This window comes from Streptomyces sp. NPDC056169, from assembly GCF_042268445.1.
GTDB lineage: Bacteria > Actinomycetota > Actinomycetes > Streptomycetales > Streptomycetaceae > Streptomyces.
The window spans coordinates 132435-153502 of sequence record NZ_JBHJUO010000006.1; the positions used below are offsets into that span (position 1 = coordinate 132435).

Here is a 21068-nt window from a genome sequence, read left to right on the forward strand (position 1 = left end):
GGTCCGCTCGTAGGATGATCGATCACGCGTCCGAATTGCCCTAATTGTTACTCACCAAATCGTGATCTTTCCCTAAAGGAGGGGGGCCCAGCTGCCGAAGGAGTCAGTGACCCCTTCAGCAGCACGGGTTCGCCCCCCGGCTTCATCCCCGAGCCGGCTCCGTCCCGCATCCTTCCCCCCAGGAGGCCTGGTGTCCGTTCTCCTCGAGCAGCCCGCAAGCCTGGTCGCCTACCGCCCGAACAAGCCGACGGCCATGGTCGTCGTGGCCGACCCGCGCGTCCGCTCCACCGTGACCCGCCACCTGTGGGCCCTCGGAGTACGCGACGTGATCGAGGCTTCGTCCATCGCGGAGGCACGTCCCCGCGTCGGCAACCCGCGCGACATCTGCGTGGCCGACGTCCACCTGCCCGACGGCAGCGGCCTGACCCTGCTGTCCGAGACCCGCGCCGCGGGCTGGCCCAACGGCCTCGCCCTCTCGGCCGCCGATGACATCGGCGCCGTGCGCAACGCCCTGGCGGGCGGCGTGAAGGGCTATGTCGTCACCGGTACGCGTACCAACATCGGTCACCCGACCCGACCCGGAGCCGCACCCATCGGTTCCGCCGCCGCGCGTCTGGGCCACCGCCGCCCCCCGGGTGCCCCGAGCCACCCGGGCGGCTACCGCGAGCTCTCCGGCCGTGAGGTCGAGGTGCTCCGGCTCGTCGCGGAGGGCCAGTCGAACAAGGCGATCGGCGTCTCCATGGGCCTCTCCGCCCTCACCGTCAAGAGCCACCTCGCCCGCATCGCCCGCAAGCTGGGCACCGGCGACCGCGCCGGCATGGTCGCGGTGGCCCTGCGGACGGGCATCATCCACTGACGAAAGGCCCGCGAGAAGCCCGCGCCTGTCGACGGAACGTTCCGTCGACAGGCGCTTGCCGTTCACCGATACCCTTGACAGGTGACCGACGCCCAAGAGACCGCAGCAGACACAGCACTGCGCACCACCGGGGGCGGCCCCCCGGACGACGATGTCCCTGCGAATGGGCTTCCGATCCCGTTGCTGGAGCCCCGCGAGGGGATTCCGCCGGTGGTCGAGACCGAGGACGCCCTCGCCGAGGTGATCGCCGCGTTCGCCGCCGGCAGCGGCCCCGTGGCCGTCGACGCCGAGCGCGCCTCCGGCTACCGCTACGGACAGCGCGCCTACCTCGTGCAGCTCCGCCGGGAGGGCGCGGGCACCGCGCTCATCGACCCCGTGGGCTGCCCCGACCTCTCGGGGCTCGGCGAGGCGCTCGCCGGGACCGAATGGATCCTGCACGCCGCGACCCAGGACCTTCCGTGCCTGCGCGACATAGGCATGCTCCCCACCTCGCTCTTCGACACCGAGCTGGCGGGACGGCTCGCGGGCTTCCCGCGCGTCGGCCTCGGCGCGATGGTCGAGTCCGTCCTCGGCTACGCCCTGGAGAAGGGCCACTCGGCCGTCGACTGGTCCACCCGCCCGCTGCCCGAGCCCTGGCTGCGGTACGCGGCGCTCGACGTCGAGCTCCTCGTCGACCTGCGCGACGCGCTGGAGAAGGAGCTGGACCGGCAGGGGAAGCTGGAGTGGGCGCACCAGGAGTTCGACGCGATCGCCTCCGCCCCGCCCGCCCCGCCCCGCAAGGACCCGTGGCGCCGCACCTCCGGCATGCACAAGGTGCGCCGCCGCCGTCAGATGGCGGTCGTCCGGGAGCTGTGGACGGCCCGTGACAAGGTCGCCCAGCGGCGGGACGTCTCCCCCGGCAAGGTGCTGAGCGACGCGGCGATCGTCGAGGCGGCGCTCGCGGTGCCCGTGAACGTGGCCGCGCTGACGGCGCTGCCCGGCTTCGGCAACCGCATGGGCCGCCGTCAGCTGGAGCAGTGGCAGGCCGCGGTGGACCGGGCCAGGGCCCTGCCGGAGAGCGAGCTCCCCCAGCCGGGCCAGCAGGTCGCCGGCCCGCCCCCGCCGCGCGCCTGGGCGGACAAGGACCCGGTCGCGGCGGCCCGCCTCTCGGCGGCCCGCACGGCGGTCACGGCCCTCGCGGAGGAGCTGAACCTCCCCCAGGAGAACCTGATCACCCCGGACACGGTCCGCCGCGTCTGCTGGGAGCCGCCGACCCCGGCCACCGCGGAAACGGTGGCCGCCGCCCTGACGGGCCACGGCGCCCGCCCGTGGCAGGTCGGGCTGGTGACCCCGCTCCTGCTGGAGGCGCTGTCGGCGACGGCGTGACCCCGCTTCGGTGGAGCCCCCGACCGCGTGCGGCCGGGGGCTCCACCGTCGTACGGGATCCCGCGCGGCGCCTACGGGACCGGGCTGAGGTCCCCGTTGGTGTCCATGTCGAAGACGCCGTGGGTCTTGCCGTCGACCTTGAGGTGCTTGAGCCAGTGCTTCGAGAGGTTGTGCACGTTCTTGTGCTGCATCTCCCAGACCACGGAATGGCCCGCGCAGGCCAGCTTGACCATCAGCTTGTGCGAACCCGCGACGGCGTCGTAGAGCGCGGGGACGGAGAAGTTGAGTTCCGGGTTCGTGTTGGGCGGTGACGTGTTCACCTGCTTGTCGTACTCCCCGTACACCATCAGTACGGGGACGCTGCCGCCGAGCACTCCGCCCTGGGCCGCGGTGGTGTTGTTCCACCCCCACCTGACGAAGTTCCTGATCCGGTTGAACCCCGTCGGGGGTCCCCACGTGCTGCCGATCGGGTCATTGGCCATGATCGCGTCCCAGGCCACGTCGACGATGCCGGGCGCGCGCTGCCCCTCGCAGGGCGCCTCGGCCTTCCAGCCCTGGTCGAACCCCGTCTTCCCGCCGATGAAGGTCGGGAAGCCCTGGAGCGGAAGCGCGGCCGGTGCGTTCGACGTGCCGAGGGGCGGGAAGATCGGCGCCAGCAGGAACAGGCTCGACACCTTCGTGGGGTTCTTGACCGCGTACGGGCCCATGGTGAACGCGGCGGCGGACCAGCCGACGAAGGCGACCTTCTCCACGCCGCACTCGGCGCGGATGAAGTCCACGACGGCGTTCAGCTCGTCCCGGTCGCTGTTCGAGTTGGTCAGCTGGAACGGGTAGCTCGGCGGGCCCGGAACGAATCCCGGCGGCCGCGGCGTCAGCAGGGGCTGCTGGGCCGGGTTGACGTTGTGGGGGTCGTCCATCTTGGGGCGCGGGGAGCGTCCGGACCCCTGGAGGTCCATCATGAAGACGTCGTAGCCGGCCTTCGCCAGCGCCTCGGCCCAGCTGTACGACTGGTGCTGGAGGTCGAAGCCCGCGAGCACCGGAACGCTCCGGCCGTGGAGCATGAGGACCGGTGTACGCGTCCCGACGGACGTGTCGCGCCGCTCCCGCACGAAGAGCTCGACCGTGTCGCCCGCGTTCGCGGGGACGGTGGACGTGTGGGGGACGGCGTGGTCGATGGTGACGATCGCCATGGGAGTCCTTTCCGTGCACAGCGCCGGGACACGGTGCCCCGGCGCTGTGCAGCCTCCGCCCGCCGGCGGGTGTCCGCGGCGCGACGCGGCCGCCGCCCTGGGCCCATCGGGTTGCAGGACCGTTCGATCGGACGGGCGTACGCGGGGGGCGCGCGAGCGTCCCGGTGGGATCCTCGGGGTGTGACCTTCACCGCTTGCCCCCCAAGGACTGGGCAGCCCGGTTACTCACAAGTAGCATGGGGGAAGCAAGCGCACGCTTAGGCGTGTCGCCGCAGCAGTGCCATCCCGCACCCTGGAGGAGAGCCAACGTGCCTCGTAGCGTCAGGGATGTCGTCTTCGTCGACGGCGTCCGCACCCCGTTCGGCAAGGCGGGCCCGAAGGGCATCTACCACGAGACCCGCGCCGACGACCTCGTCGTCAAGGCCATCCGGGAGCTGCTGCGCCGCAACCCCGGCCTCGACCCCGCGAAGATCGACGAGGTCGCCATCGCCGCGACCACGCAGATCGGTGACCAGGGCCTGACCCTCGGCCGTACGGCGGGCATCCTCGCCGGGCTGCCGCAGTCGGTGCCGGGCTACTCGATCGACCGCATGTGCGCCGGCGCGCTGACCGCCGTCACCTCGGTCGCCGGTTCGATCGCCTTCGGCGCGTACGACGCCGTCATCGCCGGTGGTGTCGAGCACATGGGCCGCCACCCCATGGGCGAGGGCGTCGACCCGAACCCGCGGTTCGTGAGCGAGAAGCTGGTCGACGAGTCCGCCCTCTTCATGGGCATGACCGCCGAGAACCTGCACGACCGCTACCCGAGCATCACCAAGCAGCGCGCCGACGAGTACGCCGTGCGCTCGCAGGAGAAGGCCGCCAAGGCGTACGCCGACGGCAAGATCCAGCAGGACCTGGTGCCGATCTCGGTGCGCCGTACCGACGCCTCCACCGGCGAGACCGGCTGGGGCCTGGTCACCGCCGACGAGCCGATGCGCCCGGGCACCACCCTGGAGTCGCTGGCCAACCTGAAGACGCCGTTCCGCGTCCACGGCAACGTCACCGCGGGCAACGCGGCCGGTCTCAACGACGGCGCCACCGCCTCGATCATCGCCTCCGAGGACTTCGCCCGCGAGCACGACCTCCCGGTCAAGATGCGCCTCGTCTCGTACGCCTTCGCCGGCGTCGAGCCCGAGGTCATGGGCTACGGCCCGATCCCGGCGACCGAGAAGGCCCTCGCCAAGGCCGGTCTGTCGATCGAGGACATCGACCTCTTCGAGGTCAACGAGGCCTTCGCGGTCCAGGTCCTCGCGTTCCTGGAGCACTACGGCATCGCCGACGACGACGCCCGCGTCAACCAGTACGGCGGCGCCATCGCGTACGGCCACCCGCTCGCCTCCTCCGGCGTCCGTCTGATGACGCAGCTGGCCCGCCAGTTCGAGGAGAACCCGCAGGTCCGCTACGGCCTCAACACCATGTGCGTCGGCTTCGGCATGGGCGCGACGGTCATCTGGGAAAACCCCCACTGGGAGGGCAAGTGAGCACCACCGCCGAGCTTCTGAAGGGCGCCGCCGCGCTCTTCCCCGACGAGGTCGTCACGAGCGCCCACGTACGGCACTTCGAACTGCCCGCCGGTGCCGGTCGGTTCGCGCTGATCACGCTGGACAACGGCTTCGACCACACCAAGCCGACCACCTTCGGCCCGCAGTCGCTCGCCAACCTGAACGCGGCGATCGACCAGGTCGAGGCGGAGGCCGCCAACGGTGAGATCACCGGCGCCGGCATCACCGGCAAGCCGTTCATCTTCGCCGTCGGCGCCGACCTCAAGGGCGTCGAGCTGCTGAAGAAGCACGACGAGGCCCTCGCCATCGGCAAGGGCGGCCACGACGTCTTCAAGCGTCTGTCCGCGCTCGCCGTGCCGACCTTCGCGTACTACAACGGCGCGGCCATGGGCGGCGGCGTCGAGGTCGGTCTGCACTGCACCTACCGCACCGTGTCGAAGGCCCTGCCGGCCTTCTCGCTGCCCGAGGTCTTCCTCGGCCTGGTGCCCGGCTGGGGCGGCTGCGCGATCCTGCCGAACCTGATCGGCGCCGAGAAGGCCGTCTCGGTCGTCATCGAGAACTCGCTGAACCAGAACCGTCAGCTCAAGGGCAAGCAGGTCTTCGAGCTCGGCATCGCCGACGCGCTGTTCGAGGGCGCGGACTTCCTGGAGCAGTCGCTGATCTGGACGGCCTCCGTCCTGAACGGCTCCGTCACCGTCGAGCGCCCCGAGATCGACCGCGGCGAGGGCTGGGACCAGGCCGTCGCCAAGGGCCGTGCCATCGCCGACTCCAAGGTGCACGGCGCCGCCCCGGCCGCCTACCGCGCCCTCGACATCATCGAGGCCGCCAAGGACGGGGACCTGCAGAAGGGCTTCGACGCCGAGGACCAGGCCCTCGCGGACCTGATCATGGGCGGCGAGCTGCGCTCCGGCATCTACGCCTTCAACCTGGTGCAGAAGCGCGGCAAGCGTCCCGCCGGTGCCCCGGACAAGTCGCTGGCCCGCCCGGTCACCAAGGTCGGTGTCGTCGGCGCCGGTCTGATGGCCTCCCAGCTGGCCCTGCTCTTCCTGCGCCGCCTCGAGGTGCCGGTCGTCCTGACCGACATCGACCAGGAGCGCGTCGACAAGGGCGTGGGCTACGTCCACGCCGAGATCGAGAAGCTGCTCGGCAAGGGCCGGATCAACCAGGACAAGGCCAACCGTCTCAAGGGCCTGGTCTCCGGTGTCCTGGACAAGGCCGAGGGCTTCGCCGACGCGGACTTCATCATCGAGGCCGTGTTCGAGGAGATGTCCGTCAAGCAGAAGGTGTTCGCGGAGGTCGAGGCGGTCGCCCCGGCGCACGCGATCCTCGCCACCAACACCTCCTCGCTGTCGGTCTCCGAGATGGCGTCGAAGCTCCAGCACCCGGAGCGCGTGGTCGGCTTCCACTTCTTCAACCCGGTCGCGATCCTCCCGCTCCTGGAGATCGTCCGCGGCGAGCAGACGGACGAGGCCTCCCTGGCCACCGCGTTCGGTGTCGCGAAGAAGCTGAAGAAGACCGCGGTCCTGACGAAGGACGCCCCGGCGTTCGTCGTGAACCGCATCCTCACCCGCTTCATGGGCGAGATCCAGAACGTCATCGACGAGGGCACGTCGGTCGAGACGGCCGAGAAGGCCATCGAGCCGCTCGGCCTGCCGATGTCGCCGCTGGTCCTCCTGGAGCTCGTCGGCCCGGCGATCGGTCTGCACGTCTCCGAGACCCTGAACCGCGCCTTCCCCGAGCGCTTCACCGTCTCCCCCAACCTGAAGGCCGTCGTCGAGGCCGGCAAGCGCGGCTTCTACGTCTACAAGCCCGAGAACGGCTTCAAGCCGGAGCTCGACCCCGAGGTCGCCGCCCTCCTCGTCCAGGGCGACTCCGTCCTGACGGAGGAGCAGGTCCGCGACCGCGTCCTGGACGCGGTGGCGCAGGAGATCGGCCTGATGCTGGAGGAGGGTGTCGTCGCCGAGGCGCAGGACATCGACCTCTGCCTGATCACGGGCGCGGGCTGGCCCTTCCACCTGGGCGGCATCACGCCGTACCTGGACCGTGAGGGCGTCTCCGAGCGCGTCAACGGCAAGCGTTTCCTGGCGCAGGGCGTGGCGAGCGTCCCGGCGTAACACCGGAGTTCACCCCCTCAGGGCGTACGCGAACGGCCCCGGCACCTTCTCCAGGTGCCGGGGCCGTTCCCGTGCGAGAGGGGGTACGGGGGCGGGCTCGCCCCCGTCACCGGGCTCAGCCCACGGGGCGCCAGCCCTCCAGGAGGAGGCCGTCCGCCGCCGCCTTCTGGCGCGTGGTGACCAGCGTCTTCCCGCCGGCCAGGGCCATCGCGACCAGGCGCCCGTCGAGGCCCCTGGTGAGGACCGTGGTCAGCTCCCCGCGCGCCTCACCGGTCTCCGACCAGCGGGCGCCCGACTCCTCCTGCTCGCTCGGGTAGGCGGCGAGGGCGAGCCGGCCGTCCGCCGACTGCTGGGCGAGGACCGTGCAGTCGAAGCCGTCGATCAGACAGCGGGTCGCGGTCAGCCGTCCCGTACCGACCGCGTCGGCGAGCCGCACCGGCGCCAGACCGCGCCCCGGGGACCAGGCGCGGATCCCGCCGTCCTTGTCGCCGTAGTAGACCGTCACGTGCCCCGACGGGCCCGTCACCGCCGCGAGCGTGCCGAAGGCGACCTCCGCCGGCACCACGTCCTGCCGGACGGGCTTGGCCCCGGACTCCTCCTGGACGTACCGGAGGAGGCCCTTCGCGGTCGCCGTGAGGAGCTCGACGCGCCCCTGGCCGTTGACCGCCGCCACCGGGGACGGGTCGGTGCCCGAGCCGTGCAGGTCCCACCACGGGTGCCAGCCGCCCGCGTCCTTCTGCGCCCGTACGCTCAGCCCGCCGCCGCCGTTCCGTACGAAGGCGTACGCGCGGCCCTGGGCGTCCACCGCGACGGCCGGGTTGCCCGTCCACGGCCCCTTGCCGTTCGAGTGTCCGATGGAGCGCCACGCCACGGCCGGACGGCCCGTCTGGAACTGGATGCTGTGCACCAGCTCGACGTGCTCCTCGTCCCCGGCCGTGGGCCGCAGCCCGACGAGGTGGACGTAGCGGTCGGCGCCCTGGCCGACCGCGAGGAAGGGCGTCAGACCGTCGCCGCCGAGCGAGACCGGCCCGCTCCAGCCGCCCTCGGGCTCCTCGGTCCAGCGCATCACCTCACCCGCCCGGGGCAGGTACGCGCTGAACCGTCCCTCCTCCCCTCTCGTCAGCCAGCTGCCCTGGAGGAGAGGGGTGGAAGTGGAACCGTGGGCAGAGGCTGTGGGGGCCTGGGATCGATTCGCCATGGGGGGATCCAGCGCTCCGGTCGTCGGGGGAGTTCGGGTACGAACCGACTGTAGTCGCCCGCCCGAACGCCTCTGCCCGCCCGGTGCCTTGCCCGCTCAGTACCGCGCTTCCCGGCCCTGCTGACCCAACCGGCTGTGCTTGCGCCCGTACAGGAAGTACACGACGATGCCGATCACCATCCACACCGCGAAGCGGAACCAGGTCTCGCCCGGCAGGTTGAGCATCAGCCAGAACGAGGCGGCGATGGAGATGATCGGCAGCACCGGCACCCAGGGGGTGCGGAAGGAGCGCGGCAGGTCGGGGCGGGTGCGGCGGAGCACCATGACGCCGACGGCGACGACGACGAAGGCGAAGAGCGTGCCGATGTTCACCAGGGTCGCGAGCTCGTTGATGCTGGTGAAGCCGGCGACGATGGAGATGATCACACCGAGCAGGATCGTCGGGCGGTACGGGGTCCGGAACTTCGGGTGCGTGACCGAGAAGAAGCGCGGCAGCAGGCCGTCGCGGCTCATCGCGAAGAAGACGCGGGTCTGGCCGAGGAGCAGGATCAGACAGACCGTGGTGAGGCCGACGGCGGCGCCGAAGCTGATCACGCCGGCGTAGAAGGGATGCCCGGCGGCTTTGAAGGCGTCGGCGAGCGGGGCGCTCACCGACAGCTCGGTGTAGTGCTGCATGCCGGTGACGACGAGGGCCACGGCCACGTACAGCACGGTGCAGATGAGGAGGGAGCCGAGGATGCCCCGGGGCATGTCCCGCTGCGGCAGCTTGGTCTCCTCGGCGGCGGTGGCGACCACGTCGAAGCCGATGAAGGCGAAGAAGACGACCGAGGCGGCGGTGAAGATGCCCATCACGCCGAAGTTGGTCGGCTCGTAGCCGAAGAGGACCGTGAGGAGCGGGGAGTCCCAGTTGGAGCCGCCGCCCTCCGGGGTGACGGCCGGCGGGATGAACGGCTTGTAGTTGTCGCCGACGATGAAGAACAGGCCGGCGATGATCACGATCATCACCACGGTGACCTTGATGGCCACGACGACCGCGGTGATCCGGGCGGAGAGCTTCATGCCCAGGACGAGGACCACGGTCAGCACCAGGACCAGCAGGAACGCCAGGATGTCGAAGGTTCCGCCCGCCACGTCCGGGCCTTCGAGCGAGGCCGGCAGGTGCCAGCCGATGTTGTCCATCAGCGAGCGGACGTACCCCGACCAGCCGACGGCGACCACCGCCGTACCGAGGGCGAACTCCAGGACGAGGTCCCAGCCGATGATCCAGGCGGGCAGCTCGCCGATCGAGGCGTACGCGAAGGTGTACGCCGATCCCGCCACCGGCACCGTCGAGGCGAACTCGGCGTAGCAGAGGGCGGCGAGGGCGCACACGATGCCGGCCGCCACGAAGGCGAGGGCCGTGGCCGGTCCCGCGTTCTCCTTGGCGACCTTGCCGGTGAGGACGAAGATGCCGGTGCCGATGATGACGCCGACGCCGAAGACGGTCAGATCCCATGCCGACAGGGATTTCCGGAGCGCGTGCTCGGGCTCCTCCGTGTCGCGGATCGACTGCTCGACCGATTTGGTCCGGAAGATTCCGGAGTTCGCCCGTGGCTGCTGGTCCGTACTCACCGTCGTACCTCCATGCCAGGGAACTGCCCGCTTTAGGGTCAGAATGCACGCGGAAGGGCCGGTCGGCACTCCGAAGAGTGATCCGACCGGCCCAAAGGTGACGCGGGGTGACGTCGTTCGTCAGTCGCGCGCGGGCTCCACGGCCTTCGCGCTGGTGTCGGTGGGGGTCCCCCCTGCTCGAGCGGAGTCGAGAGCTCGGGGGAGGCCGTCCAGACGCGAGACCAGACCGGTGACCTGACGGGCGATGTCCGGGGCGGTCAGCCCGATCTCGGCCATGACCTCGCCGCGCGAGGCGTGGTCGAGGAAGCGCGGCGGGATGCCGAAGTCACGCAGCGGCACGTCCACTCCGGCGTCGCGCAGCGCCTGGGCGACGGCCGAGCCGACGCCGCCGACACGGCTGTTGTCCTCGACGGTGACGACGACGCGGTGGCGCTCGGCGAGCGGGGCGAGGGCCTCGTCGACGGGCTTGACCCAACGGGGGTCGACGACGGTGGTGGAGATGCCCTGCCGGTCGAGGAGGTCGGCGATCTCCAGGCACATGGGCGCGAGGGCGCCCACGGAGACCAGGAGGACGTCCGGCCGGTCGGAGCCGGGCTCGCGGAGCACGTCCATGCCGCCGACGCGGCGCAGGGCCGGTACGGCGGGGCCGACGGCGCCCTTGGAGAAGCGGACGACGGTCGGGGCGTCGGTGACCTCGACGGCCTCGCGCAGCTGGGCGCGGACCTGGTCGGCGTCGCGCGGTGCGGCGAGCCGCAGGCCGGGTACGACCTGGAGGATCGACATGTCCCACATGCCGTTGTGGGAGGCGCCGTCGGTGCCGGTGACGCCGGCCCGGTCCAGGACGAAGGTGACGCCGCACTTGTGCAGCGCGACGTCCATGAGGACCTGGTCGAAGGCGCGGTTGAGGAAGGTCGCGTAGACGGCGAAGACCGGGTGGAGTCCGCCGGTGGCGAGGCCGGCCGCGGAGACGGCGGCGTGCTGTTCGGCGATGCCGACGTCGAAGACCCGCTCGGGGAAGGCCTTGGCGAACTTGTCGAGGCCGACGGGCTGGAGCATGGCCGCGGTGATCGCGACGATGTCCGCGCGCTCCTTGCCGAGCTCGACCATCTCCTGGGCGAAGACGCCCGTCCAGTCGGCGCCCGAGGAGGCGATGGGCAGACCGGTGTCGGGGTGGATCTTGCCGACGGCGTGGAAGCGGTCGGCCTCGTCCTGGAGGGCCGGCTGGTAGCCGCGGCCCTTCTCGGTGAGGCAGTGGACGATGACCGGGCCGCCGAAGCGCTTGGCGCGGGTCAGCGCGGACTCCAGGGCCTCGATGTCGTGGCCGTCGATGGGGCCGACGTACTTGAGGCCGAGGTCCTCGAACATGCCCTGCGGGGCGATGAAGTCCTTGAGGCCCTTCTTGGCGCCGTGCAGGGTCTCGTAGAGCGGCTTCCCGACGACCGGGGTGCGCTCCAGGATGTCCTTGCCGCGGGCGAGGAAGCGCTCGTAGCCGTCGGTGGTGCGCAGGGTCGCCAGGTGGTTGGCGAGGCCGCCGATGGTCGGGGCGTAGGAGCGCTCGTTGTCGTTGACGACGATGACGAGCGGGCGGTCCTTGGCGGCGGCGATGTTGTTCAGCGCCTCCCAGGCCATGCCGCCCGTGAGGGCTCCGTCGCCGATGACGGCGACGACGTGGTCGTCCTTCTTCAGGACCTCGTTGGCCTTGGCGAGGCCGTCGGCCCAGCCGAGGACGGTCGAGGCGTGCGAGTTCTCGATCACGTCGTGCTCGGACTCCGCCTGCGAGGGGTAGCCGGAGAGGCCGCCCTTCATCTTGAGCTTGGAGAAGTCCTGGCGGCCGGTGAGCAGCTTGTGGACGTAGCTCTGGTGTCCGGTGTCCCAGAGGACCTTGTCCTTCGGGGAGTCGAACACCCGGTGCAGGGCGATGGTCAGCTCGACCACACCGAGGTTGGGGCCGAGGTGCCCGCCGGTCTTGGAGACGGCGTCCACGAGGAACGTCCTGATCTCGTCGGCCAGCTGGTCCAGCTGTTCCGGGGAAAGCCGGTCCAGATCTCGCGGTCCCCTGATACGGGTCAGCAGAGCCACCCGTGCCTCCTTGCGTTTGAGCTGGTCGAGCTTGCCGATTTGTCGAGTCTAATGTTCCGTCTTGGATCGCGGGCATCGGGCCAGGGGGTGAGGCGTCACCCTCATGGCGGACGGTCCGCTGATCTGTACGGCTCTGTGCGTGGATCTGTACGGCTCTGTGCGTGGATCTGTACGGGCGGTGCACTGCTCCGGACGCAGCAGTGCCCGGCGCCGGTTTCGCGGCGCCGGGCGGTGTGGCGAGCGTTACGCGCGGGGCGACCCTACGCGCGGCCGGCCGTCTTCTGCGTCTTGCGGGAGACCGAGTCGATGATCACGGCGATGAGCAGGACCGCTCCGGTGATCATGTACTGGATCGCGTTCGAGGACAGGTTCATCTGGTTGAGGCCCTGGACGATCGACTGGATGACCAGGATGCCCAGGAGCGCCGACCAGACCTTGCCGCGTCCGCCGAAGAGGGACGTGCCGCCGATGACCGCCGCGGCGATGCACATCATGAGCTGGTTGCCGCCGCCGAGGGAGCGGTCGGCGCCGCCGGTGGCGGAGGCGAGGAAGAGGCCGCCGATCGCGCCCATGGTGCCGGAGATCATGAAGACCGAGATCCGGATCCACGAGACGTTGATGCCGGCGCGGCGCGCCGCCTCGATGCCGCCGCCGACCGCGAAGACCTGCCGGCCGTACGTGGTGCGGCGCAGGACGAAGTCGGTGACCAGCAGGATCACCAGGAAGATCACCAGGGAGAGCGGGAGGCCCTGCTCCTGGTTGAAGCCGTACGCGGCGACGAGGACCAGGACCGCCAGGACGGCGGTGCGCAGGATGATCTCGCTCTGCGGGCGGTGCGGGAGCTCGGCGGCCTTGCGGCGGCGCGAGTCGCGCAGCTGGGCGAGGTAGAAGGCGGCGACGACGACCACGGCGAGGCCGTAGGCGGCGGCGACGTCGGAGAAGTAGTACTTCGTGAGGTCGCCGACGAAGCTGCCGATCGGCGTGGGGATGGTGGACCGGTCGCCCATCACCCAGGTCTGCAGGCCGGCCCAGCCGAGGAAGCCGGCGAGGGTGACGACGAAGGCGGGCACGCCGATCTTGGCGAAGATCAGACCGTGGAAGGCGCCGATCAGGGTGCCGGAGAGGATGCCGAGGACGATCGCGAGCCCGTCCGGCATGTCCGTGCCGAGGACGCCCCAGACCGCGCCGGCGAGGCCCGCCACGGAGCCGACGGCGAGGTCGATCTCGCCGAGCAGCAGGACGAAGACGATGCCGACGGCCATGATGCCGGGGCCGACCGCGTACAGCGTGATCTGGTCGAGGTTGTACGAGGTGATGAAGTTGCCGGTGAGGGCCTGGAAGACGATGCCGATGACGATGAGGCCGACGACGACCGGCAGCGAGCCGATCTCGCCGGAGCGGATCTTGCGCTTGAACTCGTCGACGTAGCCCTTGAGGCCCTGCTGGCGGACGAGGAGGCGGGGGTCGACGGCGGGGATCGCGGCGGCGGCCGGGGCCTGCTCGCCCGTCCGGGGGTCCGGCACGGCCGCCTGGTCGCTCGCGGCCTGAGCGGGCTGCGGGGTCTGCGGGGTCTTGCTCACTTCGCTACCTCCGCGTTGCGCGCCTGGCGGCGGGTCACGGCGTTGTCCGTGGCTCCCGTGATCGCGGCGATGATCTCTTCGTGCGTGGTGGTGGCCACCGGGAAGGTGCCGTTGTTCCGGCCCAGGCGCAGCACCGCGACGGTGTCGGCGACGGCCTTCACGTCGGCCATGTTGTGGCTGATGAGGATGACGCCGAGGCCCTGCTCGCGCAGCCGCTCGACCAGGTCGAGGACCTGTGCGGTCTGCTCGACGCCGAGGGCGGCGGTCGGCTCGTCCAGGATCACGATCTTGGGGTTGCCGACGAGGGCGCGCGCGATGGCGACGACCTGCCGCTGACCGCCGGAGAGGGCGGCGACGGGGATGCGGACGCTGGGGATGCGGATGGAGAGGGTCGAGAGGAGGTCCTTCGCCCGCTTCTCCATGGCGACCTCGTCGAGGACGCCGCCCTTCTTGATCTCCCGGCCGAGGAACAGGTTGGCGACGACGTCGAGGTTGTCGCAGAGCGCGAGGTCCTGGTAGACGGTCGCGACACCGAGGTTCTGGGAGTCGTGCGGGCGGTTGATCTCGACCGGCTCGCCCTCCCACTCGATGACGCCCTCGTCGATGGGGTGCACGCCGGCGATCGTCTTGACGAGCGTCGACTTGCCCGCTCCGTTGTCGCCGACGAGCGCGACGACCTCTCCTGCGTGGACTTCGAGATCGACACCGGAGAGGACCTGAACCGCTCCGAACCGCTTGAAGATCCCGCGCAACGCCAACACGGGCGTCTGGGACACGTGAACCAACTCCTTCGCCACCGGTGCGGCGGCGGGCATGGCGCGCCGCCCGGGCGGCGCCGAAATCTGAGGGGGGCTTGCACGTCCGGCTCCCGGACCGACAGCGGGGTCTGGGTCGGCCGGGAACCGGACGGCGTGGGTGGGGACGGAACCCGTTCGTGGTGCGTATCCGCCGCGCGCTCCTTCACCTCTTGCACGTGGCGGCCGGCCGAGGGGCCGGTCGCACGGGCGGGGAGGCGGGGACGGGGCGGTCGTACGCGACGCACGGGGGTCCGTCGCCGGGGAGCCGGGCCCGTGAGGGCCCGGCCGGGCTCAGGACGAGGCCCGGAGGGTTACTTGATGCCCAGCTCGGTGCACTTGGCGGCGAGGTCCGCGGTGCAGATGTCGGCGGCCTTGTAGATGCCGTCGGCGATCACCGTGGACTGGATGTTGGCCTTGTCGACCACGACCGGGGGGAAGAGCGTGGAGGGCACGCCGTCGGTCGCGCCCTGCGCGCCGAGCTCCTTGCCCTTGAGCAGGTTCACCGCGAACTTGGCGGCCTCGGGGGCCAGCTGGAGCGGCGACTTGTAGATCGTGAAGGTCTGCGAGCCGGCGACGATGCGCTGGATGCCCGCGACCTCGGCGTCCTGGCCGCCGACCGGGACGTTCTTGACGCCGGCGTTCTCGAGGGAGGTGATGATGCCTCCGGCCATGCCGTCGTTGGCGGAGTAGACGGCGCCGATCTTGTCCTTGCCGACCGAGGAGATCGCGGCGGACATCTTCTCGCCGGCGACCTTCGGGTCCCACTCGCCGGACGCCTCGTAGGCGACCTTGCCGACCTTGCCGTCGAGCGCGGTGTGGGCGCCCTTCTTGAACAGCGCGGCGTTCGGGTCCTTCTCGTCACCGTTGATCATCACGACGTTGGCGGTGGCGGCCTTGGAGCCGAGGGCGGCGAGGAGCGCCTGGCCCTGGAGCTCGCCGACCTTGTTGTTGTCGTGGCTGACGTAGGCGTCGGCACCCGGGATGGCACGGTCGTACGCGACGACCTTGACGCCCTTGGCCTTCGCGTCCTTGAGCCAGCCCGCGGCCTTGGCCGAGTCCACCGGGTCGAGGGCGATGACCTTGACGCCGTCGGCGATCAGCTGGTCGAACTGCTGCTTCTGCTTGACGATGTCGGAGACCGCGTTGTTGTACACGATCTCGCAGTCGGAGCAGGCGGCCTTGACGGCCTTCTCGAACTGGGGCTTGTCCAGGGCCTCGTAGCGCGAGGTCTTGTTCTCGGGAAGGAGCAGACCGATCTTGGTCGAGCTGCCCTTGTCTTCGCTGTCTCCGCCACCGGCCTGGCCACAGGCGGCGAGCGAGAGGGCCATCGAGACCGCGGCCGTGGCTATGACGGCGCGACGCGTCACTGCGTTCATTGGGGTTGCCTCCCTGACGAGGCCGCGACGTTGCGGCCGAGGATGCACGAAGTCAACTCGGCCGCAACACCGTCGTCAAGAAGTAAATTCTTAACGAGATGACAACGGTGCCTTTCGTTATCTAAGTGAAGGCAGGCGTGGAGGTCGGGGCGGCCGCGGGCAGCGGGCTCTCCAACAGGGTCGAATCGCCCATCTCGCTCAGGACGAGGGCGAGGGCGCCCAGCACCTCCGCACGCCCGCCGAGCGCCCCCTGGGCCAGCGAGAGCTGCCGGGCGGCGCTGGGGATCGCGTACCGCGAGACGGAGTCCCTGATGGGCGCGAGCACCAGCTCGCCGGCCTCCGCGAGGTCGCCGCCGAGCACCACGCGGCTGGGGTTGAGGAGGTTGCAGAGGTTGGCGATGCCGCTGCCGATGTGCCGGCCGACGTCGGCGATCACCCGGCGGCAGCCGGGGTCGCCCGCCCTGGCCAGCTGGACGACCCGTTCCATGGTCAGGTCCGGGCCGTGGCTGGGCTGGAGGAGCGGCAGGACGTAGCGGGCGGCGGTGAAGGTCTCCAGGCAGCCGCGGTTGCCGCAGCGGCAGACCGGTCCCGACTCGTCGAGGGTGATGTGCCCGATCTCGCCGGCGGTGCCGCCGGGGCCGCGGTAGACCCGCCCGTCGATGACGAGACCGGCACCGACGCCGCTGGCCACCTTGATGTACGCGAGGTCCTTGACGCCCCGCCCGCTCCCCCAGACCAGCTCGCCGAGCGCGCCCAGGTTGGCGTCGTTGTCGACGTGCACGGGGACGCCGAGGCGGCGGGAGAGCTCCTCGGCCGGGTTGATGCCGCTCCAGCCCGGCAGGATCGAGGTCGAGCCGAGCAGGCCGGAGGAGACGTCGATGGGGCCCGGTACGCCGAGACCGACGCCGATGACCTTGTCGCGGCCGATCCCGGTGGCCTCGATCAGCCGGGTGACCAGCTGCTCCGCCCGGTCGAAGCCCTCGGCGGCGGAGGCGTCCACGTCGAGCGGCTCGGCCTCCTCCGCCAGCACCTGATGGGCGAGGTTGCCGACGGCGACCCGCAGGTGGGTGTGGCCGAAGTCGACGCCGATGACGATGCCCGCGTCCCCGGAGAGCGAGACGCTGCGGGCCCTGCGGCCGCCCGCGGAGGTCGGGGTGACGTCGACCGTCCCGCCGTCCTTCAGCTCCCGCACGATGTTGGAGACCGTGGCGGCGGACAGGCCCGTCGCCCGAGCGATCTCCGCCTGGGTGAGCGAGCCGGCCATCCGCACCGCCCGGACGACCCGTTCGAGATTGGCCCTGTGCAGAGATGTCTGCGACCCCGGAGTCTCCATCGACTCACTCACTCCCACCGATTTCTCCAACATGTGAACCCTAAGGGGACGCTTTCGCCTTGCCCCCCGTCAAGACCTTGAGCGAGGGGCGTCGGGTGTCACGGCACACGAAGGGCCCCCGGCGCAGCGGCGCCGGGGGCCCTTCGGGGGTGTCGGAGAGGGCCGGAGAGGCCCGGGGATCACTTCACGGCGCCGGCGGTCAGACCGGCCACCACCTGCCGCTGGAAGATGATGTACGCGGCGAGGACCGGCAGCATGGCCATCACCAGACCGGCGAAGAGGCCGGACCAGTCGCCCTTGTAGCCCTGGCTGACGGCGAGCTGGACCAGACCCTGCGAGAGCACCTTCTTCTCCGGCTCGGTGTTGAGCACCGTCGGCAGCAGGTACTGGTTCCACTGGCCGAGGAAGTTGAAGATGCCGACGCTGATCAGACCGGGCTTGGCCATCGGCAGCATCACCTGGAAGAAGGTCCGGGTGTGCGAGGCGCCGTCCACGAAGGCCGCTTCCGCCACCGAGGTCGGCAGGGTGCGGAAGAAGGCGGTGAGGAAGAAGACGGTGAACGGCAGCGAGTACGCGATGTAGACGAGGATCAGGCCGTGCAGGGTGTTGAGCAGGGCCATGTTCTGCATCACGTAGAACAGCGGCACCAGCGCCAGGATGATCGGGAAGCTCATCCCTCCGATGAAGAGGAAGTAGATGAAGCGGCTGCCCGGGAAGTCGAAGCGGGCCAGCACGTAGGCAGCCATCGAGCCGAGGAGCAGCGTGCCGAAGAGCGAGCCGCCGACCACCAGGATGGTGTTCAGGAAGTAGTCGCTCATGTGCGCTTCGGTCCAGGCGCGCGACCAGTTCTCGAAGTGCAGCTTGTCGGGCAGCGCCCACGGCGAGGTGAAGATCGCCCTGTCGGTCTTGAAGGAGGTCATGACCGCCCAGAGCAGCGGCATGACGACCATGATCGCCCAGAGGATGAGCATGCCGTGCGAGAAGACGTTGAGGGCCGCGCCCTCGGCCTTGGCGGTCTTGCGCGGGGCGGCCGGCGGCGTCTTGGTGAGCACGGGACCGGAGCCCGACGGGGAGCCGGGGGTCTCGACGCCGGTGACGGCAGTGTCGGTCGTCTTCATCAGAACTCCAGCCGCTCGCGTCGGCCCAGCTTCATCACGACGGCCGCGAAGGCCAGCGTGACGACGAGGAGCGCGACACCGATGGTCGTTGCGTAGGCGGCCTGACCGTCCCGGAACGCCTTCTGGTACACGTACAGCGGAAGGACGATGGTGGAGTAGTCCGGCCCGCCGCCGTTGGGGCCTACGGTCATGATCTGGACGACGGCGAAGGACTCCGCGCCGAGCGCCAGGATGCCCATGTAGATCCACCCGGACTGCACGGTGTCCCAGAGCAGCGGCAGGGTGATCTTGAAGAAGGTGGTGAAGCGGTTCGCTCCGTCGAGGAGGGCCGCCTCGTAGAAGTCCCGCGGGATCGACGCCATGCCGGCCGAGAACAGGACCACGAAGAATCCGACCGTGGACCAGACGAGAACCACCATCACGCAGATGAGGGCGAGGTCCGGGTCGCCGAGCCAGTCCGGCTGAATACTGTCGAGACCGACACCCTTCAGTACGGAATTGATCGCTCCGCTGTTCGGGTTGTAGGCGAACTGGAAGAGCAGCGCGACGATCGCGATCGACAGCACCTGCGGGAAGAAATAGACGATCTTATAGAACGACGATCCGCGCACGCCCGCGATGGCCGCTCCCCTGCGGCGCCGACCGCCGACATTGAGCATGAAGGCGAAGAACAGCGCGAGGCCGACGGTCACCAGCGGCAGTACCACCGCGAAGGTCAGACTGTGCTGGAGCGATTTCCAGAAGACCTCGTCGTCCAGCATTCTGCTGTAGTTGTCGAACCCGACCATCCCGAATTCGGGACTCAGCCCGGTCCAGTCCGTGAACGAGTAGTAGATGGACTGGATGAACGGCCAGATGACGAACAGCGCGTAGAGCGCGAGGGGGGCCGCCAGGAACCCCACGATGAAACGGTACTTGCCGTGTTGCATTTCCTACCGACCCCGATCTTCCCGCGGAGGCGCGCCGCTGCTGCCACGCGCTAGGGGGCCGGGGCCCGCTCCCGGTCGGCGGGAAGGGGCCCCGGCACTGCTCACTGGTGCTTGTAGTGCTTGATCGAGGAGTCCTGGGCCGCCTCGTCGGCGAACTTCTGGATCTTCTTGATCGTCTCGGCCGGGGTGGCGCGGCCGGCCATCAGCTCGCCGATACCGGCGACACCGATCTTCTCCTTCTGCAGCGCGACGTACCAGTCCTGCAGACGGGGGTTGACGACGTTCTGGCCGGCCTTGTCCAGGGCGGCGACGCCGGACTTGAGGCCCGGGGTCAGCTCGATGCCGTCAGTGCCGCCGTTGAGGGCGGTCAGCGACTTCACGGACTGCGTGAAGTTCTTGGAGGAGGCCTCGCTGAGCATGATGCGCAGCTGCTCCATGCCGCCCTCGGCGTTCTTCGCCTTCGCGGGGACGATGAAGGGCTCGCCGCCGGACGCCCAGATCGTGCCGAACGGCAACTTGTCGGAGGCGTCCAGGCCGGTCGGGCCGGAGACGGCCAGGTTGAAGTCGGCCGGCATGGTCTTCGCCGCCTCGTTCTCGACCCAGGAGCCGTTCGGGATGAACAGCGCCTTGCCCTCGGTCCAGGCGGTCTGCGACTGGATGTGGTCGAGGCCGGGGGTGCCCTTGAGGACGTACCCCTTCCTGACGAGCTCGTAGTACGCCTCGAAACACGCCTTGACCGCGGGGTGCTCCCAGGCCTTCGGCTCCAGGTTGTCGATGGCGTCCAGGACCTCGCGGCCGCCGACCTTGGCGATCATCGGGTACAGCGAGAACGGGACGTAGTACGGGTGCTTGCCCGCGTACGTCCAGCCGGCGATGCCCTTCTTCTTGGCCTTCTCGCAGACGGCCAGCATCTCGTCCCAGGTCTCGGGGTACTTGGCGTCGAGGGAGTCGAGCAGCTTCTGCGAGTACCAGACGCCGTAGACCGTGTAGGCGTAGTACATGATCCACACCGGGTCGCCGTCGAACTGGCCCATCTCGACGATGCCGGGACGCAGGGTGTCGCGGACCGTCTTCTTCGGGTCGTCGACGGAGGGCGAGTCGAGCAGCGGGGTGAGGTCCATCAGCTGCTTCTGGCCGACGAGGACACCCATGTCCATCTGCTCGGCGCCGGAGTTGTCGATGAGGTCCGGCGGGGTGCCACCGTTGAAGCGCGGCTGCAGCGTGGTGGTGATCTTCTGGGTCGGGGTGAACTTGACCTTCGCCTTGGGATAATTCGTCTCGTAGATCTTGATGGCGTCCTTGGCGTAGTCCTGCCCGAAACCACCGTCGAAGAGGACGAAATCAAGCCCTGCCGACTCGTTCACCCCGAGCGGGTTCTTTTCGGACTTCTGGCCCTTCTCGACCTTTCCGTTGCCACTGGCGTCACTGCTCGCGCAGGCGGAGAGGAAGCCCATCGTCGGCACCGAGATCAGACCGATCGCCGCGGAACGCTTGATCAGATCGCGACGGCCGAGGCCGCCCTCATTGGTGTGTGCGGAGGTGGATCCCATGCTCAAGTCCTCGCCTTCATTCAGGACTCAGGCGGTGTACCGGTCGCCCGTACTCACTCGCCTCAGGCGAAGGGCCCCGCCACCGCGGTCATTTGCAGCCGGGTCGTGCACGCGTCGGGCCTCGCCGGAGCTTTCCGACGGGCTGGACGCCGACAGGTATAGTCCACTTCCCTTCACCGGAGCAAGATCGAAAGCAGGTTTCAGCAACCATCTTTCCCGAGTTGAGACCTCCGGGATAAGCGCGCCGAATCTGCGGCGTTTCGTCCAACCATTGGCCCTGTAACACCCTTGACAGCACATCAGACCTCCACATATTGGGGGCCTTGCCGCACGATTGGCTGGACCGAACCGTGCCGAGTGGTGCGTTGCGGGGGCAAAGGGGGACATACGTCCGTGACCGAAACAGTTGTGTCACAGACCCGTCGCCC

General features: G+C 69.8%; 15 protein-coding genes. 4 read left to right on the forward strand and 11 right to left on the reverse strand.

Annotated features, from left to right (window positions below; genetic code table 11):
- Positions 1-190 precede the first annotated feature (190 nt).
- Together ACFC0G_RS11505 and ACFC0G_RS11510 are read left to right on the forward strand one after the other, a co-directional pair.
- Positions 191-856 (forward strand): response regulator transcription factor, encoded by a 666-nt coding sequence (locus ACFC0G_RS11505; protein WP_017242457.1) that lies wholly within the window; start codon positions 191-193, stop codon positions 854-856.
- 81 nt (positions 857-937) lie between these two features.
- Positions 938-2221, forward strand: a complete 1284-nt coding sequence (locus ACFC0G_RS11510) for a ribonuclease D (protein ID WP_376400869.1) — start codon at positions 938-940, stop codon at positions 2219-2221.
- A gap of 71 nt (positions 2222-2292) precedes the next feature.
- Here the strand turns inward: ACFC0G_RS11510 and ACFC0G_RS11515 are convergent, their stop codons facing one another.
- Complete coding sequence (locus ACFC0G_RS11515; protein WP_376400872.1) at positions 2293-3411, reverse strand: alpha/beta fold hydrolase; 1119 nt, start codon at positions 3409-3411, stop codon at positions 2293-2295.
- Between the two features lie 308 nt (positions 3412-3719).
- Between ACFC0G_RS11515 and ACFC0G_RS11520 the strand changes: the two genes are divergently transcribed.
- Positions 3720-4934, forward strand: coding sequence for an acetyl-CoA C-acyltransferase (locus tag ACFC0G_RS11520; protein WP_024755102.1), 1215 nt, complete (start codon positions 3720-3722; stop codon positions 4932-4934).
- On the forward strand, positions 4931-7069 hold the full coding sequence (locus tag ACFC0G_RS11525) for a 3-hydroxyacyl-CoA dehydrogenase NAD-binding domain-containing protein (RefSeq protein WP_376400875.1): 2139 nt from the start codon (positions 4931-4933) through the stop codon (positions 7067-7069). The genes ACFC0G_RS11520 and ACFC0G_RS11525 overlap by 4 nt, the downstream gene beginning before the upstream one ends.
- A 115-nt stretch (positions 7070-7184) precedes the next feature.
- On the opposite strand, the gene ACFC0G_RS11530 is transcribed toward ACFC0G_RS11525, so the two are convergent.
- The 10 genes from ACFC0G_RS11530 to ngcE all read right to left on the reverse strand — a co-directional run bounded on the left by ACFC0G_RS11530 (position 7185) and on the right by ngcE (position 20640).
- Positions 7185-8267, reverse strand: coding sequence for a hypothetical protein (locus ACFC0G_RS11530; protein ID WP_376400877.1), 1083 nt, complete (start codon positions 8265-8267; stop codon positions 7185-7187).
- A 96-nt stretch (positions 8268-8363) separates the two neighbouring features.
- A complete protein-coding gene (locus ACFC0G_RS11535; RefSeq protein WP_376400880.1) occupies positions 8364-9878 on the reverse strand; it encodes an amino acid permease in 1515 nt (504 codons plus the stop codon).
- 120 nt (positions 9879-9998) lie between these two features.
- Entirely contained in the window at positions 9999-11957 is a 1959-nt protein-coding gene (gene dxs / locus ACFC0G_RS11540) for a 1-deoxy-D-xylulose-5-phosphate synthase (RefSeq protein ID WP_376400883.1), read from the reverse strand.
- Between the two features lie 260 nt (positions 11958-12217).
- On the reverse strand, positions 12218-13537 hold the full coding sequence (locus ACFC0G_RS11545; protein ID WP_376400886.1) for a sugar ABC transporter permease: 1320 nt from the start codon (positions 13535-13537) through the stop codon (positions 12218-12220).
- Entirely contained in the window at positions 13534-14322 is a 789-nt protein-coding gene (locus ACFC0G_RS11550) for an ATP-binding cassette domain-containing protein (protein WP_078626871.1), read from the reverse strand. Before ACFC0G_RS11550 ends, ACFC0G_RS11545 begins: the two co-directional genes overlap by 4 nt.
- A gap of 323 nt (positions 14323-14645) precedes the next feature.
- On the reverse strand, positions 14646-15710 hold the full coding sequence (locus ACFC0G_RS11555) for a sugar ABC transporter substrate-binding protein (protein ID WP_376400889.1): 1065 nt from the start codon (positions 15708-15710) through the stop codon (positions 14646-14648).
- A 121-nt stretch (positions 15711-15831) separates the two neighbouring features.
- Positions 15832-17043 (reverse strand): ROK family protein, encoded by a 1212-nt coding sequence (locus tag ACFC0G_RS11560; protein ID WP_376400892.1) that lies wholly within the window; start codon positions 17041-17043, stop codon positions 15832-15834.
- Positions 17044-17222: 179 nt separating this feature from the next.
- The gene (locus ACFC0G_RS11565; protein WP_376400895.1) at positions 17223-18161 is read right to left on the reverse strand and encodes a carbohydrate ABC transporter permease; all 939 of its coding nucleotides are present in this window, start codon (positions 18159-18161) and stop codon (positions 17223-17225) included.
- Positions 18161-19090, reverse strand: coding sequence for a carbohydrate ABC transporter permease (locus ACFC0G_RS11570; RefSeq protein ID WP_376400898.1), 930 nt, complete (start codon positions 19088-19090; stop codon positions 18161-18163). Before ACFC0G_RS11570 ends, ACFC0G_RS11565 begins: the two co-directional genes overlap by 1 nt.
- Before the next feature lie 101 nt (positions 19091-19191).
- Complete coding sequence (gene ngcE / locus ACFC0G_RS11575; protein ID WP_376400900.1) at positions 19192-20640, reverse strand: N-acetylglucosamine/diacetylchitobiose ABC transporter substrate-binding protein; 1449 nt, start codon at positions 20638-20640, stop codon at positions 19192-19194.
- Positions 20641-21068 lie beyond the last annotated feature (428 nt).